Source organism: Marinomonas sp. CT5 (assembly GCF_018336975.1).
Taxonomy (GTDB): Bacteria; Pseudomonadota; Gammaproteobacteria; order Pseudomonadales; family Marinomonadaceae; genus Marinomonas.
This window is the reverse complement of sequence record NZ_CP025572.1, coordinates 265,686-283,145: the sequence shown is the minus strand read 5'-3', so window position 1 is coordinate 283,145 and position 17,460 is coordinate 265,686. Positions and strand designations below refer to the sequence as shown.

Annotated in this window: 16 protein-coding genes; 12 read left to right on the top strand and 4 right to left on the bottom strand. The window is 43.5% G+C overall.

What is annotated here, in order from left to right; genetic code table 11:
* The first annotated feature begins 4 nt into the window (after positions 1-4).
* The 6 genes from C0J08_RS01310 (at position 5) to C0J08_RS01285 (ending at position 7,924) form a co-directional block, all read left to right on the top strand.
* A complete protein-coding gene (locus tag C0J08_RS01310; RefSeq protein WP_212654345.1) occupies positions 5-3,865 on the top strand; it encodes a response regulator in 3,861 nt (1,286 codons plus the stop codon).
* A gap of 5 nt (positions 3,866-3,870) precedes the next feature.
* A complete protein-coding gene (locus C0J08_RS01305; RefSeq protein WP_212654344.1) occupies positions 3,871-4,959 on the top strand; it encodes a response regulator in 1,089 nt (362 codons plus the stop codon).
* Between the two features lie 100 nt (positions 4,960-5,059).
* Complete coding sequence (gene ahpC, locus C0J08_RS01300) at positions 5,060-5,617, top strand: alkyl hydroperoxide reductase subunit C (protein ID WP_110574617.1); 558 nt, start codon at positions 5,060-5,062, stop codon at positions 5,615-5,617.
* Between the two features lie 92 nt (positions 5,618-5,709).
* On the top strand, positions 5,710-7,257 hold the full coding sequence (gene ahpF, locus C0J08_RS01295; protein WP_212654343.1) for an alkyl hydroperoxide reductase subunit F: 1,548 nt from the start codon (positions 5,710-5,712) through the stop codon (positions 7,255-7,257).
* A gap of 161 nt (positions 7,258-7,418) precedes the next feature.
* Positions 7,419-7,673 (top strand): type II toxin-antitoxin system Phd/YefM family antitoxin, encoded by a 255-nt coding sequence (locus C0J08_RS01290; RefSeq protein WP_212654342.1) that lies wholly within the window; start codon positions 7,419-7,421, stop codon positions 7,671-7,673.
* Positions 7,670-7,924 carry a Txe/YoeB family addiction module toxin gene (locus C0J08_RS01285; RefSeq protein WP_212654341.1) on the top strand — a complete coding sequence of 85 codons (255 nt, stop codon included), beginning with the start codon at positions 7,670-7,672 and terminating at the stop codon, positions 7,922-7,924. The genes C0J08_RS01290 and C0J08_RS01285 overlap by 4 nt, the downstream gene beginning before the upstream one ends.
* A gap of 67 nt (positions 7,925-7,991) precedes the next feature.
* Here the strand turns inward: C0J08_RS01285 and C0J08_RS01280 are convergent, their stop codons facing one another.
* Complete coding sequence (locus tag C0J08_RS01280; protein WP_212654340.1) at positions 7,992-8,744, bottom strand: 5'-nucleotidase, lipoprotein e(P4) family; 753 nt, start codon at positions 8,742-8,744, stop codon at positions 7,992-7,994.
* A 196-nt stretch (positions 8,745-8,940) separates the two neighbouring features.
* Between C0J08_RS01280 and C0J08_RS01275 the strand changes: the two genes are divergently transcribed.
* Positions 8,941-9,429 (top strand): GNAT family N-acetyltransferase, encoded by a 489-nt coding sequence (locus C0J08_RS01275; protein ID WP_212654339.1) that lies wholly within the window; start codon positions 8,941-8,943, stop codon positions 9,427-9,429.
* 6 nt (positions 9,430-9,435) lie between these two features.
* Here C0J08_RS01275 and C0J08_RS01270 read toward each other — a convergent pair whose 3' ends face one another.
* Complete coding sequence (locus C0J08_RS01270) at positions 9,436-10,296, bottom strand: LysR substrate-binding domain-containing protein (protein WP_212654338.1); 861 nt, start codon at positions 10,294-10,296, stop codon at positions 9,436-9,438.
* Positions 10,297-10,404: 108 nt separating this feature from the next.
* Between C0J08_RS01270 and C0J08_RS01265 the strand changes: the two genes are divergently transcribed.
* The gene (locus C0J08_RS01265) at positions 10,405-11,325 is read left to right on the top strand and encodes a DMT family transporter (RefSeq protein ID WP_212654337.1); all 921 of its coding nucleotides are present in this window, start codon (positions 10,405-10,407) and stop codon (positions 11,323-11,325) included.
* A 68-nt stretch (positions 11,326-11,393) separates the two neighbouring features.
* On the opposite strand, the gene C0J08_RS01260 is transcribed toward C0J08_RS01265, so the two are convergent.
* The gene (locus tag C0J08_RS01260; RefSeq protein ID WP_212654336.1) at positions 11,394-11,735 is read right to left on the bottom strand and encodes a zinc ribbon domain-containing protein YjdM; all 342 of its coding nucleotides are present in this window, start codon (positions 11,733-11,735) and stop codon (positions 11,394-11,396) included.
* Between the two features lie 215 nt (positions 11,736-11,950).
* Here C0J08_RS01260 and C0J08_RS01255 point away from each other — a divergent pair, with 215 nt between their 5' ends.
* A complete protein-coding gene (locus C0J08_RS01255; RefSeq protein ID WP_212654335.1) occupies positions 11,951-12,343 on the top strand; it encodes an MAPEG family protein in 393 nt (130 codons plus the stop codon).
* A gap of 1 nt (position 12,344) precedes the next feature.
* Here C0J08_RS01255 and C0J08_RS01250 read toward each other — a convergent pair whose 3' ends face one another.
* Positions 12,345-13,463, bottom strand: a complete 1,119-nt coding sequence (locus tag C0J08_RS01250) for an FAD-dependent oxidoreductase (protein ID WP_212654334.1) — start codon at positions 13,461-13,463, stop codon at positions 12,345-12,347.
* 103 nt (positions 13,464-13,566) lie between these two features.
* Here C0J08_RS01250 and C0J08_RS01245 point away from each other — a divergent pair, with 103 nt between their 5' ends.
* From C0J08_RS01245 to C0J08_RS01235, 3 genes are all read left to right on the top strand, one after another.
* Positions 13,567-14,469 (top strand): LysR family transcriptional regulator, encoded by a 903-nt coding sequence (locus C0J08_RS01245; RefSeq protein ID WP_212654333.1) that lies wholly within the window; start codon positions 13,567-13,569, stop codon positions 14,467-14,469.
* Between the two features lie 74 nt (positions 14,470-14,543).
* A complete protein-coding gene (locus C0J08_RS01240; protein WP_212654332.1) occupies positions 14,544-15,875 on the top strand; it encodes a DASH family cryptochrome in 1,332 nt (443 codons plus the stop codon).
* The gene (locus C0J08_RS01235) at positions 15,872-17,437 is read left to right on the top strand and encodes a cryptochrome/photolyase family protein (RefSeq protein ID WP_212654331.1); all 1,566 of its coding nucleotides are present in this window, start codon (positions 15,872-15,874) and stop codon (positions 17,435-17,437) included. Before C0J08_RS01240 ends, C0J08_RS01235 begins: the two co-directional genes overlap by 4 nt.
* Positions 17,438-17,460: the final 23 nt, after the last annotated feature.

The window sequence follows — 17,460 nt, the reverse complement described above, 5'->3', positions numbered from 1 at the left end:
AATTATGATGATATTAGACAGACATCACTTATCTATTTCTCCTTTGGTGTGGCTTTTGGCCTTCGTCGCCTTGATCTCTTCTATCGTCGGCGCAGCAATATTAACCATAACCTTACAAGAACTCACCAAGCAAAGATTGGATCTTAGAGCACAACAAACCAAATTATTGAATGCGTCAGCAGAGCTGAGAGAAATTGTGCCAGCCTATCGTGGCAAATTACGCCAAGCCTTATTTGAAGGGTCAGACCCCGCTGCAAACGATAAATTTAATATTTACTCTTACTACCAAGCCATTGAAACGCTGGAAGCAGACTCTAACAATGAACAAACACAATATTTCAGCGCTCAATTGTCAGACCATGGTTTTGCGATATTAGAAACTACATTACTCATTACAGACTGGTACGACCGCCGATATAAACATTACTCAGATGAAAAACAGCTTAATTTTCAAGGCAAAGCGCTGGACGATTTAAAACAATTAAAAAGTTTAATTCATTCCATAACGGGGAAAAATCGGCTACAAGAAAACTTCTTAATTTATCAATACAACACCTCTAAATATGAAAAACGTAAACAGCTTTCTGAAGAGTATTTAAAGTTACGCTTGTCACGACTGGAGTCCGCTCTTAATACCGCGATGGAAGACATCAACACACTTGAAGTCGCGCTCAATGTAATGATCGCCTCGAACTCATTGAGTGTCATTACGGACCTCAAAGACAATCAAATCAAGTCATCTTTAGACCGCCTTGATTACGTTATTGCTGAGTCTGCAAAAATCCATCCAGAAGCGGCCATAAAACTTCAGCAAGTACGAATTGAGCTAGGCGAAACCTTGTTCGGCAAAGGGTATTTTTTTGACAATACTGAGCAGGTCATCAAATTAGGCGGTGATGGCCTATTTGAAGAACGTGTAGAACACATTTTACTTGAGGAAGAAAAGCTCGAACTTATCAACTTACTCGAAAAGACCTTTTCACCTTTACCTCGACTAGTGGATCAAATTGGTAGTTTCGTCCAACTCAACTCCAAAAATTTAGACCAAAAAATCGAAGATCAATTATCGCAAGTTAAATCACGCATTCTTTGGATTAGCGGTATATCCATTACCATCTTATTACTATTGGCTTGGGCAATTTCTCGTCGGGTCACCCGCCAACTATCCAGCTTTATAGAAAGTGAAGAACGTTTTCGCTCTATGTTTGAAGTAACACCCGATCCTGTCTGGATTCTCATCGACCAAAAAATAGTGGATTGTAATGACGCCGCCGTTCAAACACTTAACTACCCAAAAAAAGAATCGCTATTAGGCAAAGAGATAGGCGATATTTCACCAAACAAACAAACCGACGGAACATTATCTTCTTCCTGCTTGAAGCATCACTTCGAACAGGTGGACATGTACGGAAATATCAGAACAGAATGGGTGTTTCAGCGTCCAGACGGCGAACGCATCTACGCCGACATGATCATTTTATCAATTGCGTTTAACAACCATCCCGCCACCATTATTTCTTGGCGCGATGTGACAGAAAAATTCATGTCACAGCAATCACTTGCGCAGTATAAAGAAAAATTAGAAAACGATATTGCCTTGCAAACAAAAGAGCTGCAAAGCGCAAAAGAAGCCGCCGAAAACGCCAACCAAGCCAAAAGCGAATTCCTTGCCAATATGAGCCATGAAATTCGTACGCCAATGAACTCGATTATTGGCATGTCATCATTAGCGCTCCAAACTGAGTTAAATAATAAACAACGCGGTTATATAGAAAAAGTCAGTCACTCAGCTGAGTCTCTTTTGCATATTATTAATGACATTTTGGATTTTTCAAAAATTGAAGCGCGCAAAATGGATATTGAAAATGTGCCCTTTATGCTACCCAGCCTCATCCACAAAGTGGCCCATGTACTTGAGCTAAAAATCGAAGAAAAGGGTCTAGAACTCATCATAGACATTGATGCAGATGTGCCTCAGCAAGTGATCGGAGATCCCACCAGATTACGCCAAATCTTGCTCAATCTCGGGAACAATGCAGTTAAATTCACTCAGCAGGGTGAAATTATTATTCATGTCTCATATTCCAAACAAGATCAGCAAGAAAACACCATTCACTTCTCGGTTCAAGACACCGGAATAGGCATCAGCCAAGACAAACAAAGCAACCTCTTTCAATCTTTCTCACAAGCCGATACCTCAACCACCCGACGCTTCGGTGGCACAGGCCTTGGACTTGCCATATCAAAACGACTCATTCAGTTAATGGGGGGGAAAATTTGGGTAGAGAGTGAAGAAAATAAAGGCAGCACTTTTCACTTTACGGTAAATTTTGAATCCACAGAAAGCATCTCACATTCATATACTTTAAACACGCATGCCAATTTGAACCAAGTGATGATCGTAGATGATAATGACAGTGCAAGAGAAGTCTTAAAGGCCAGCGTCGAAGCACTCGGACTCAACTGTCGATCTTTTAGCCATGGTCGAGAAGCCATTAAATACATTGCCTCTCTTAAAGCCGCCTCTCAGCCTTATCCACTTATGTTCATCGACTGGAAAATGCCAGACTTAGACGGCATAGACACTTGCAAAGCAATCCTAAATGAAACCTCCGATGACACCCCTCTGAGCATTATCATGGTGACAGCCTATAGACTAGAAGAGGCACGTAAAGCAGGTGAAGGATTACCAATCTCTGCCTATTTGACCAAACCCGTTACAACGTCAAGTTTGTTTGATCAAATCATTCAACTATGCGGCCCACAATCCGCTTCTGTCATTAATCATCCTATTGATAGCCATGATATCTCCTTCTCCGACGAACTGGCAGGAGCAAAGGTTTTGCTAGTCGAAGACAACGAAATTAACCGCGAACTGGCTGAAGAAATACTGTCACGCAACGGAATACTATTTACCTCAGCAACAAATGGGCAAGAAGCCATAGATTTACTGGGATCGGATCTCTTCGATTGCATTTTAATGGACTGCCAAATGCCGGTCATGGATGGCTATACCGCCACCCAAAAAATTCGATCCATGAAGCAATATCAAGATATTCCGATTATTGCCATGACAGCCAATGTCATGGCCGAAGACATCAAATACGCAAAAGCATCGGGTATGAACGATCATATTGCCAAGCCGATTCACTTTGAAACCATGTTTACAACTTTACGCACTTGGATAAAGCCTATCATCAAAACTAGTGCCGCCTTACCAATCACAGCTCCAGACAACAAAACAGACGACGCAGAACTCCCAAACAGCATTCATATTGATGCAGAACTAGGCTTAGCAAGAACATTAACAAAACCGCTTTATACTCGATTATTAAAACGCTTCTTAAAAACACATGCGTCCTTCATCGATGAATGTAAAGCAGCCATGAAAGAGAACGATCTCGTATTGGCCAATAGACTTGCGCATACACTCAAAGGCAACGCTGCAACATTAGGCATGACCGAGCTCGCCGTCTCAGCAGAAAAACTAGAAAAAGCCTTTGAAGAAAAAAATAACAATATAACGCCTATACTGATATCTGTAGAGCAAGACTTAAATATCATCTTAAGTGAGCTTAGGGCGTGGCGTAGCGCAATCAAACCTACTAGAGATGATGGCTTGCTGACAGCACCAGTGATGGAAGCAAGTGAATTGAGAAGCCATATACAAACATTAATAACTTATATCGATAGAAATGAAGTAGAGGCACTGTCTTTAGCACAAACATTGCTTACAAATATCGCCGATAAAGACATTCATGCCGTAATGACAAAAATCATTGCTGCACTAAAAATTTATGATTTTGATCTGGCTGCGACACACTTAGCGAAGCTTACACACTATTTGGAAGAGCATGAGAAGTAGACATCATGATAGAAACGACGCTTGAGCAATCTAGAACATCAAAATGGTTAGAGAAACCAACCGTTCTCATTGTGGATGATACACCCGAAAACATTGATGTATTGGTCGCTTCTTTATCTGATGAATACACCATCCAAGTGGCACTGAATGGCAAAAAGGCATTGGCCATTGCTTCTCTCGCACCTCGCCCAGACATTATTTTACTCGACGTCATGATGCCAGAAATGGATGGATATGATGTCTGCCAACAACTAAAAAACAACCCTGTTACCGCTACGATTCCAGTCATTTTCGTGACCGCCAAGCACGATATCAAAGACGAAGAAAAAGGGCTCTCTTTAGGTGCGGTAGACTACATCATCAAACCCATTAGCCCACCCATCGTTCGCGCCAGAGTCCGCACACACCTTGCGCTGTACGATCAAAATAGACAACTACAGAAAAAAGTCGATGACCGCACCAAAGCCCTACAAGCCAGCCAGCTTCGTATTATCCATCACCTTGGTCGCGCGGTAGAGTTCAAAGACAATGAAACGGGCGCTCACGTTATCCGCATGAGTCATTATGCACGTATGCTTGCCCAAGCATATGGTGGCAATGAAGAATGGGTTAATTTCATTTTTCAAGCGGCTCCCATGCACGATGTGGGTAAAATCGGTATATCTGACGCCATTCTTTTAAAACCCGGAAAGCTCACACCAGAAGAGTGGGAAACCATGAAACTGCACACCGTATATGGTGGCGAAATACTGGCAGAAGACGACGATCCAATGTTGCAGATAGCCAAAACCATCGCCCTCACCCATCATGAGAAATGGGATGGTAGCGGTTATCCAAATGGTTTAAAAGGTGAAGAAATCCCCCTAGAAGGTCGCATTGTCGCTATTGCCGATGTACTCGATGCATTGATGTCAAAACGTCCCTATAAAGAAGCTTGGACCTTAGAAGATTCGCTGGCTTATATCGAAGAAAATTCAGGTACTCACTTTGATCCAGATTTAGTCCCCATCCTAAAAACGTTGCACTCCCAAATCGAGTCCATTCGACAACAATACCCTGATAGAGAGGAAGACTTAATCCTAAATAGTTTTTAACAATTAAAACTTTAGTTATTAACAATTTTATTAATAAACCCGTTTTCCCTAATATGAGTCCTGTTGGTAACGCACTCAAACACATATTAGGAGAAACACAATGATCAACACGCAAATCAAACCATTCAATGCAACGGCTTTTAAAAACGGCGAATTCGTAGAAATTTCTGAAAAAGACGTGCTAGGCAAATGGGCCGTATTCTTCTTCTACCCAGCTGACTTCACTTTCGTATGCCCAACTGAACTAGGCGATGTGGCAGACAACTACGCTGAACTTCAATCTCGCGGTGTAGAAGTATTCTCTGTCTCTACAGACACACACTTCACACACAAAGCATGGCACGCAAGCTCTGACACCATCGGCAAAATCCAGTACTACATGGTTGGCGATCAAACAGGCAACATCACTAACAACTTCGGTGTAATGCGTGAAGGCCAAGGTCTTGCAGACCGCGCAACTTTCTTGATCGATCCAGAAGGCACAATCCAAGCAATGGAAATCACTGCAGAAGGTATTGGTCGTGATGCTCAAGACCTACTTCGCAAAGTCAAAGCCGCACAATACGTTGCTGCTCACCCAGGGGAAGTTTGCCCAGCGAAATGGAAAGAAGGTGAAGAAACACTGACTCCTTCTCTAGACCTAGTTGGCAAAATCTAAACTGTCGAACAAAGAACGATAAAGGGGTCACACCTGACCCCTTTTTATTCTCAGCACAGTCAATCACTCAATCATATACAGGTTTCATCATCATGTTAGAAGCAAATTTAAAACAGCAGTTGGACACATACCTGCAGAATATCGTTAATCCGATTGAAATTACTGTGTCTACAAACGGCTCTGCAAAATCAAACGAATTACTTGAATTGGCTCGTGAAATCACCGAGCTAAAAAGCGACAAAATTACATTAACAGTCAATGAACATTCGACTGGTCGTGCACCTTTGATGGCTATTGCGCCAAAGGGAGAGACACCACGAGTGAGCTTTGCTGGCATCCCAATGGGTCACGAGTTTACTTCTCTCGTCCTCGCACTTTTACAAGCTGGCGGCCACCCATCAAAAGCCGCGCAAGAAACTCTAGAGCAAATTAAGTCTCTGGACTCTAAATTAAATTTCGAGGTGTACATTTCCCTCTCATGCCACAACTGTCCAGACGTTGTGCAAGCCGTCAACCTAATGGCGGTACTAAACCCTAACATCACCGCGACCATGATCGACGGTTCCATGTTCCAAGACGAAGTGAACGAGCGCAACATCATGGCCGTGCCTTCTGTGTACCTAAATGGCGAATTATTCGGCCAAGGTCGCATGACATTGGCGGAAATCGTTAACAAAGTAGACACTGGCGCCGCTGACAAACAAGCCGCCGCATTGGCTGAAAAAGCGCCCTACGACATGTTGGTTGTTGGTGGTGGTCCAGCTGGCGCAGCCGCCGCTATTTACGCCGCTCGTAAAGGCATCCGCACAGGTGTCGTGGCAGAACGTTTTGGTGGTCAAGTCAGTGATACCATGGCCATTGAAAACTTTATTTCCGTCAAAGCCACAGACGGTCCAAAATTGGTCGCAGGTCTTGAGCAACACGTACTAGATTACGATGTGGATCTAATGAAATTGCAAAAAGCCGTTCGCCTCGAAAAGAAAGAATTCATCGAAGTGGAATTGGAAAACGGTGCCATTCTACAAAGTAAATCTGTGGTCTTAGCAACGGGAGCACGCTGGAGAGAAATGAATGTGCCAGGTGAACAAGAATACCGTAACAAGGGTGTTGCTTACTGCCCACACTGTGATGGTCCATTGTTCAAAGGCAAAAAGACAGCCGTTATCGGTGGTGGTAACTCAGGCATTGAAGCCGCAATCGACCTTGCTGGCATCACAGAGCACGTGACCGTACTGGAATTTAGTGACACCTTACGTGCCGACGATGTTTTGGTTAAAAAAGCGCAATCCTTGCCAAATGTCACCATCATCAAAAACGCGATGACCACAGAAGTCATGGGAGATGGACAACGAGTAATCGGCCTAAAATACACAGATCGATTAACCGACGAGTCTCACCTTGTCGACGTGGCCGGCATCTTCGTACAGATTGGCTTGGTGCCAAACAGTGAGTTCTTGAAGGAAACATTGGAGCTGAGCAACCGTGGTGAAATCATCGTTAATGCTCATGGCGAAACCTCTATCCCAGGTGTATTTGCCGCTGGTGATGTGACCACCGCGCCTTACAAGCAAATTGTCATCTCCATGGGTTCTGGTGCAAACGCCGCACTAGGTGCTTTTGATTACTTGATTCGTAACTAAGAATCAGTCTTCAACAACACCCGAACCGATCACACAAACCGCCATCTGGCTTAGCGAGATGGCGGTTTTTTTTGTGTTCCTGCAATTAAGTTAGAAACAAAGCATTGCGTACAAAAATAAGTACAAGTACAATTTTAGGTACTTACTTTAAGGAGTATATTATGGATACGTTAAGTTATTCAGCATTTAGAACCAATCTTGCCAGCACTCTTGATAAAGTGAATGACGATCATAAGCCCGTTCTCATTACTCGTCAGGGAGGCAAGCCTGCCGTACTTATTAGTTTGGAAGATTTCCAGGCTTATGAAGAAACAGCCTATTTAATGGCAAGTCCAAAAAACGCTTCTCGTTTAAACGAAGCCATTGCCGAAGTGGAAGCAGGCAAAACACAGATAAGGGAACTGATTGAGGAATGATTTTATCTTGGGCTGAAAATGCATGGGAAGATTATCTCTACTGGCAACAGAAAGATAAGAAGACGTTAAAACGCATAAATACATTAATCAAAGACGTCTCTAGACAACCTTTTGAAGGACTTGGTGACCCAGAACCACTAAAACATAACTGGTCTGGCTATTGGTCACGCCGTATAGATCGAGAACACAGACTTGTCTATAAAGTCGATGGCAACCAATTGTTTATCGTTCAGTGTCGTTATCATTACTAAAAGACGAACACGATAAACAGCCAATACAAACCGCAATTCGTATTGGCTTTTTATGCTCTATTCCACGTTATTTTGCGGCGTTTTCATTCCACGTTTTTAGCTCAGACTTTGACCAAGAACCGTACGAGGCATTGGGCATCACGATCCAGTCGTTACCAAAATGGGCTGCTTCTTTGGCAACCAATCCACGCTGATACTCTGTTGATTTCTTGTTTTTAAATTCTGCTGCAAAATCATGCAGGCTATCGCCAATCAACATTAGAATATCGTGCTCTTTTCGAACGATATCACGACGTGCTTCTTTCGACTCGGTATACAGCAACACATTATCACTACTTACTTGAGCAACATTCAGCTTCTTCAAAGTCTTAATCGTGTCGGCTTTGTTCTCCTGAAAACGGTCCGAAATATAGTATATTTTCACACCTTGCTGGGTAACAAAGTCGATAAAATCTTTTGCTCCCGGAATCAAGGTTGGCTCGCCTTTTTGCTCCCAATCACTCCAAGTATCCCAAGAAGTGTAATCGTGACAGTTATTTACATCTCTAACCAATAAAGGCGTGTTATCGATCACAGTTTCATCAAGATCCAATACCACCGCAGGTTTCTTATCAGAATGATGATTCGCTAAAAGCTGAATAAAACGCTGTGTTGCAAACTGATAGGCCTGTAGTTGAAGCGCCATCACTTCGGCAGATTGCTGCTGATAACGTAGCGCCATAGTGTATTCTTTTGGTGCACAATGAGTATCTTCAGCAGCAAAGGTGACACTGCTCAATAGTGGTAAGGCGACAAGAATAGATGCGGTGATTTTTCCCATAAAAAACTCTCCATTTGTGTGTAACGACATAATATGACGTTTTTATTAAACACACATTTAATTATAACTCAAAGCTATTTTTCACTTTTTCTCTATTTCGCCCTCCTAAAAAAAGCACTTATATCCAGAAAAGAATAGCAAGATGCACGGAAAAACGGTTAGATTAAATGTATGTAGGAAGCGAGTAAGAATAGAAATGGATAAGCAGATTATTAACCACATGAAACTCTCTTTCCTTGCTGACGAGAAACACTTTATTCCGACGATTGCTCAGTGGTATTTCGAGGAATGGGCGCATTTAACGCAGGGAATATCACTAGAAGACATTGAAATAAAAGTCGCCAAGATGGCGGAAAGTAGGTCATCGCTCCCCATCTCTTTTGTGTTGCATGATGGTAATGAATTATTGGCTGTCGCGGAGCTGAAATTCCATGAACACGCTGATTTTCCCAACTACCAGTATTGGTTAGGCGGCGTTTTTGTACCCGCTGATAAGCGCGGCAGAGGTTATTCAAATATTATTCTCGCCCAGACGTTAAAACACGCCCACCAGCTCGGGATTTCTTCTCTGTACCTTCAGTGCGAAACACACAACATTGGCCTGTATGTAAAACACGAATTTGAAGTCGTACACAAACTAAATGATAAGGGGATCGAAAAAGCCATTATGGTGAAAGTCTTTTAGGATTTCTCACACACTTTCCGATAAGCCTAAAGTACATTCGACAAACGCACTGATCGCGCTTGAAGGATTGTCTTTGCGGGACACCAAGTACGTTGGCGCATGGGCGATGTCCTGATCAACCGTTCGAAAAGCCAGACCTTCGGCTTTATGTAAGGACAAGAGTGAACGCGGCACCATGCCAATGCCCATTCCTGCAATCACACAACTGATCATGGTGTAGTAACTGGGAATTTCTATAATGCGCTCGCAAGTGCGTTCTTGCCGTTTGAGCCAAGCTTCTAATCGCCCCCGATAAGAACAACCTTTGTTGTAACCAACCATGGTAAGCGAATCCGGTAACTCGGTTTGTTCACCCCAAGCTGCGGGCATAATAAGCACCAATTCTTCGTCATAGCAGTGCACGCAAGACAGTCTTGGATCATCTGGTGGATCAGCGGACATAACTAAATCCAACTCCCCTTCCAGTACTCGCTCGATTAACGGCATGGAAGCCGAGGTCATCAGTTCAATCTGGACCGCAGGGTACGTATCGTGATAACGGGAAAGTACATTCGGTAATCGCGAAGCAGCACTACTTTCCATAGAACCCAATCGTAGTAATCCCGATGGTTCTGCTTGCGTTAGTTCAGCTATGGCACTTTTTTGTAATTGCAGAATTTTGTCTGTGTATTCCAATAACCGCAGCCCCGCCGAGGTGACAGACAAGCGATTATTTTCGCGCAAGAAAAGATCGACATTTAGCTCGCTCTCAAGCTTTTTCAGTCGTGCAGTGACATTCGAGGGCACTCGATGCAACGCCTCGGCCGCTCGGGTAACGCCTTTGTGTTCTACCACAGCCTTAAAAACAATCAGATCTGAAATATCCATGCCGCCAACTCTTTCATATTTAATGAAGGTTTTGTTCTTTATTATTCATTATTAATGAAAAACATCTCATCCTATACTGTAAAAAACATAAAGAAAAGAGGATCTAAAATGAGTCAATCGAACACAAAAGCGTCCTCAGGCTTGCTCTATGCTTTCGCCGCAGTGGTAATTTGGACTGGCTTTATTTTGGTGTCTAAAGCTGGGATTCTAGGTTCTTTAGCCTTACCCGATTTGATGATAGTGCGATTTGGCACCGCCTTTGTGCTGTTTTTCCCCTTCATTTGGCTACATCGAAAAACGATTTTGCAATGGCGTATGTTTGCCTTAGGCTGCATCGGCGGTCTGGCGTATGCGCTGTCCGTTTATAATGGTTTTCAATACGCTCCAGCAACTCATGCCGCATTACTCTTGCCCGGATTAATGCCGATTATGATCGCCATTTTTGCGTATTTTTTAGCAGGAGAGCGTCACACGTTGGCCTCTTGGACTGGCATTGTCGTAAGTAGTCTCGGCATTTTGACCTTATTCGCCGAAGCTTTGCTGTCTGGCGGTTCATACTGGTTCGGCGATATCAGCTTTATCATTGCCTGTGTATTTTGGGGGATGTTTACGGTTTTACTACGTCGTTGGCAGTTTGCACCTTGGCAGGCGACACTGGGTATTATCGCGGTTACTACTGTACTCTTCGCGCCAGTTTATGTGTTCTTCTTACCTCATAACTTAGGCAATGCATCATGGCAAATGCTCGGACTGCAGGCATTTTATCAGGGCATCATGGCCACTGTTGTTCAAATGGTTTTTTACAGTCGTGCTGTGCATATTTTAGGGGCGACAAAAATGGGCGGTTTGATGGCCTTGGTCCCAGTCTTTGCCTGTGTACTGGCCGTTCCTCTATTTGGAGAACATTGGACACTTGGTTTAAGTATTGCCCTAGTATTGATTCTAACTGGCACGCTCATTGGCAATATCTCTTTTGCCAAGTTAAGAGCTTATCGTTGTAGCAAAACGACTAGAGTGAAAAGGATTTAATCAGGAGAAAAGAAAAAGGCAGATAACACCATGGAATGTGTTATCTGCCTGTATTTATTCAGCAAGGCTTAAACGGAAGACTTTTTCACAAACTGAGATTTCAGCATCATGTCGCCGCCGCCATCCAATTTGCAATCAATGTCATGATCGCCATCAACAAGGCGCTTAATCGTAGCTTTTGTGCCGATCTTTAACACTTGGGAAGAACCTTTTACTTTTAGATCCTTAGCTAGAGTCACTTTGTCACCTTCTTGTAGAAGGTTGCCGCCAGCATCTTTGATGATCAGTGCATCTTCATCCACAACCACTTCATTTGGGTTCCACTCGTGGGCACACTCTGGGCAAACCAGCATAGCTTGGTCTTCGTAGACGTAACTAGAATCGCATTTTGGGCAATTTGGAAGACTCATATTTTCACTACCTTTGTCACATGAATAGAAATTTTGCGAGCATTATAACCTCATTTTAAATATGGTTTTTCATTCAATCATAAAAATAATCATATTTTCTCGCTAAACTGAATCAATAAAGTGCTCTTACTAAAAAAGTCATGGACAAAATTAGGAATTTTCTCAACACTGAGTGCATAACAATAACAGACCTTCAGTTAAGATAAGGATTCTCAATGATCACTCCTATTTACGCGGCATTACTGGTTTTTCTCTACATTTTCTTGAGTTTTCGCGTCATCAAGTTGCGCTTAAAATACAAAGTGGGTATTGGTGATGGCGAGCAATCCCTGTTGACCAGAGCGATTCGCGTACATGGTAACTTCGCGGAAAACGTTCCCTATGCTTTATTGCTGATTTGGATGTACGAAACTACAGGTGGTTCCACTTTATTAGTCCACATAATGGGCGTGTTGCTGTATCTTGGTCGCTTGTCCCACGCCTACGGTGTAAGTCAGCCAAAAGAGCCGCTCATTTATCGACAAAGCGGCATGGTGATGACCTTCTTGGTGATGCTCAGCGCCGCTTTGTTGATCCTGACTCATCTTGCTCTTGGTTACTGGTTCTAAATTAAACCAAGCCTGACATCCAGAATGCCGCCAGCGCATCAAGTGACGCTTCTGTTAAGTGGCCTTGAGCAGGACGTTGGTTGGCAGGGGTATGAAAAATGGCTTGGGCAATATGTCTTCCCGTCATTTGAATGGACGCTGTTTTCTCCAAACGCTGCTGCTGAAAGCGAGCAAACAAACGATCTGTGGTGGCTTCCTCTTGCATAAGTTTGGCAAGCCACCAAGCATCTTCTAAAGCTTGGCAGGCTCCCTGCCCAGATGTAGGCAATGCCGCATGAGCCGCATCGCCGATCGCTATGCATTTCCCCTGAGACCAAGATGCCATTGGATCAAGGTCATGAACATAAACCGTATGCAAACTGCTTTGTTCTGCCTGCTGCAATACATTAATCACCTCACTCGGCCACTCTCTGAAACGTTCACCTAGCTCTGAAAGTGTAAACATCGTATTTTGTTGATTCTCAGGTTCCACCCAACCTGCTGCCCAAAAGCATGTCGATGCATCAATCGGCACTATGCCAAAACGTTCCCCATCTCCCCAGTAATCTTGAATAGACTGGCGATTAAATGGTCTTGTCGGGCTTGAATGCGATATACCAATCACATTCACAAATCCTTGATAAACAGGCTGACTGGCAGGACTGATTTTCCTGCGTAGCGTAGAATTCATCCTTCCATCTGCACCAATCACCCAGTCGTATTGATTCTCCAATTCGGACAACTTGTCTAGATTAATCGCTTCACCAAAATGAATTTGCACACCCGCTTGATCAGCACCGGCAAACAATATTGCCATTAGATCACGTCGCAATATGGTGAGTGTGTTAAAACCCGCAGATTGGTTCAGGCCACGAATTGACAATTCACCTTGCACACCAGTTGTAAGGTCATAGCGAGTCATACTCGTAGGCTCTCCAGATGCCTTTTGAATCGTATCCAGTAACCCCATTCGAGTTAAAACAAAAATGGCATTTGGCCAAAGCGTCACACCCGCCCCTAGGTCACTACCCGCTTGAGATCGACGTTCAAAGATATCGACTTGATGACCTTGCTTTGCCGCTAATATCGCCAAGGCTAAACCAGCCACTCCCGCACCTACGATGGCAATCCGTTTCGACATACTGTGTTCTCCTGAATGAAAAAAGAGTCTTCAGTATCCATAAAGGTTTTTACATGATAAATATGGGTTTATTGGATTAATTATCCCAAATAGAGAAGCAATCATGATTGAAAAAATAGAACTTTCTTGGTTACTCAGCTTTCAGGCGGTATTTGAAGAACGCAGCTTTAAACTAGCATCGGAGAAGTTAGGGCAACCTTCTTCTAACGTCAGCCGCCATATTACTCAGCTTGAAGAGACACTAAACGTGCGACTTTTGGAGCGCACGACTCGGCGCATGTCGCCCACCGAGGCAGGACAAACACTCTATGAGCAAAACTTGCCGCTACTTCGTTCTCTTGATGATCAACTTGAAGCCATTAGCGAGCAGAGTGACAAAGTCTCTGGTCATTTACGTATATTAATGCCGGATTTACCCTTTATCGCCCAGCAAATTGCCAGTTTCTGCGCGCTTTACCCTAAGCTCAAGTTAAGCTGTGAAACAGGCCTAGTACCACATCAAGGCTTACTCGATGGTTTCGATTTGGTGATGCAGTTTGGTCGCGGAGAATTAATGGATTCCGACTGGGTGGCAAAAGAACTGATTCGTTGGCCCAGTGTCATTGTCGCCTCACCTGAATTTGTTGAGCAGCATCAGAGTCTTTTGTCATTTCAGAATTTACCTTCCTTACCTTGCATCACGACCCTCAGTGCATTACAAGGTTCGCCATGGATCTTTAAAGACGGCCGACATTCGACAAGAATACAGGTCACATCTCAGTATCGAGCCAACAGCGCCAATATGGCAAAAGAAGCGGCTATAGCGGGATTGGGTATGGCGATCTTAGCCGAACCATCATGTCAAAAAGAAATACACCAAGGCACACTGGTTGCTATCGAGCTTGAAAAGACACCGGAAGATCTCGTCCTTTATGCGTATTCTGGCAAGTTAAAATACTCAGCTCAAAAGGTAAAAGCCTTGCTAGATCACTTTAACTTTGCGAACCTGTTCAACGAGCTCGACTGAAATCAATCCAAATTTCCCAGTAAAACGTACTAAAGTCTAGAGATAGACAGTGCGGATGACGAAGGAGTAGGGCGATGAAGTTAGGACTTGTGTGGTTTGGCGATGATTTGCGTTGTGCAGATCAAAACATGCTATGGAGAGCGACACAAGAGGTGGATTATCTTGTCTGTCTTTATTGTGATGAGCCGCATAATAACCGCCCAAGCCGTTATTCAACACAAGGTATGTCCAACAATCGACGGTGCTTTTTAGAGCAAGGTCTACAAGACCTAGCTATACAGTTGCAGCGTTTAAAGCAAACCTTATTTATTAGTACTATGGATGCGGCCTCCAGTTTAAATTTGATGCTCAACGAAGTTCCCATATCCCACCTTTATCGCAACCATCATGGTGGTTGGGACGAGCAACAAACGCTTAAGCACATAGCAAATCAATTTCCTGATGTACGCATTCACTTGGATCACGGCCTGAGTTTATTTGCGCCGTCTGAGCTGCCCTTTGATGTCTCACAGCTCCCAGACTCATTTTCAAAGTTCCGTCGCTTAGTCGAAAACCTAGACGTTTTTGCTCCGTTACCGGCATTACAAAAACTACCACCAGCACCAGCTTTCAACATTCAACGCATCATGCCTTGGTCAAAAAAGCGTATAGAGAACGAGAGTGCATTTACAGGTGGAGAACAAGCAGCAATAGATCAACTCAGCGATTATTTTTCCACAGACCTACCAAGTTATTACAAAGAAACTCGCAATCAGCTAGAGGGTTGGGAAAACTCCACTAAGTTCTCTCCTTGGTTGGCGCAAGGTAGCTTGTCCGCTCGACAAATCAAAGCCAGTATTGATGTTTATGAACGCGATCATGGCGCTAATGACTCTACGTATTGGATCTATTTTGAATTGCTGTGGCGTGAATACTTTCACTGGTACGCGACTTGTTACGGCAAACAACTTTTTTTGCCTGGCGGCTTAACTGGTAAGTACATCCAAAGCAGTTATTACGCTGAGCGTTTTCGCAAATGGAGCCAAGGCAATACACCTTACCCATTAGTAAACGCCTGTATGAAGCAACTCAACCACACTGGGTTCATGAGTAACCGTGGCCGTCAGATTGTTGCTAGTTGTTTAATTTACGAACTAGGTATCGATTGGCGTTATGGCGCCGCCTACTTTGAGGAACAACTTATCGATTACAATGTTGGCTCGAATTGGGGCAACTGGCAATACATAGCAGGCGTAGGTGCTGACCCAAGAGGCGGCCGTCATTTCAATTTGGAAAGACAAACGGAGCAATATGACCCTAAACATCTATTCATCGACAAATGGCAAGGTCAGATTTTTGATGAACAACTGGATTCCGTCGATGCCGCTGATTGGCCAATTTATCCAACCTCAAGCCCTAAACCATGAAACATAATCAACTGGAATATCACACTCTACGCGTCATTCTTGGTGATCAACTTAATTCCGCACATTCTTGGTTTAAAACACAAGATGACGGCGTCCTTTACCTGATCGCTGAACTCCACTCAGAAGCGACTTATACGACACATCACAGCCAAAAACTTTGTGCGTTTTTTCTTGCCATGGAACGTTTTTCCAGCGCCCTTAAGGAAAATGGTCATCAAGTATGTTACCTCACACTAGATGATACGACAGGACAAAGCCTTGCAGATGTAATATTGAGTCTTGCAGAGCAACATCAAATTGACGGTATAGAACTGCAACGCCCTGATGAATACAGAGTATTACAGCAATATCATGAGCTACTCACCAGCCATTCAAAACCCACATTTAACATGGTAGACAGTGAGCATTTTTTATTGCCTTTCAACGAAATTCCCAACTTCTTTCAGGCTAAAAGTACCGTACGGATGGAACATTTCTATCGTAAGATGCGCCAGCGTTTTAATATTTTAATGGCTGATGAAAGACAACCAGAAGGCGGTCAATGGAACTACGACATAGCCAATCGCCATAAACTCAAAACGAAAGATCTAGACGACATTCCAGCGCCTTTATGCTTCCAACATGATGTAACACATATATTGAAACGCCTTCAGCGCCATAACATTTCTTCGATCGGCAAAGCCAAGTCTCACTTACTTTGGCCGGTGACAAGCCAAGATGCGTTGGATTTGTTAGCCTTTTTCTGTGAGCATTTACTGCCAAATTTCGGCCGTTTTCAAGATGCCATGACGGATCAAACACCGCACAACTGGAGTTTGTATCATTCACGTTTATCGTTTGCTCTCAATGTGAAATTGATCAGTCCAAAACATGTGATTAAAGCCGCTATTACGGCTTACCAAGAAAACAACCACATCGATATTGCTCAAATCGAAGGCTTTGTTCGACAAATTCTTGGTTGGCGAGAATATGTGCGTGGCATGTATTGGATCAATATGCCGGACTACCAACAACAAAATGCCCTAAACGCCGAGCGAGATTTACCAAGTTATTTCTGGAATGGGCAAACCAAGATGAAATGCCTTGCCAGTGCCATTGTGCAATCTCTCGATTACGCTTATGCCCACCATATTCAACGTCTAATGGTGACAGGCAACTTTTGCTTATTAACTGAAATACAGCCGCTACAAGTTGATGAGTGGTATTTGGGCATTTATGTCGATGCCTTGGAATGGGTAGAATTGCCTAATACCCGTGGCATGAGTCAATTTGCCGATGGCGGCTGGGTGGCCTCTAAACCCTATGCGGCCAGTGGCAGTTACATGCATAAAATGAGTGATTATTGCGGTGACTGCCACTACAAAGTCAAAGAAAAAACCAGCGACGATGCTTGTCCTCTTAATAGTTTGTATTGGCATTTTATGGTGAAACATAGAAAACGTTTAACCAAAAACCATCGCATCGGTATGATTTATGGTAATTGGGACAAACAAGACGACGCACAAAAGCGCGCCGTCCTACAAAGAGCTGAATGGTGCTTGGACAATATAGAATCGCTCTGATGCTATCGCCGGTTAATCTGTAC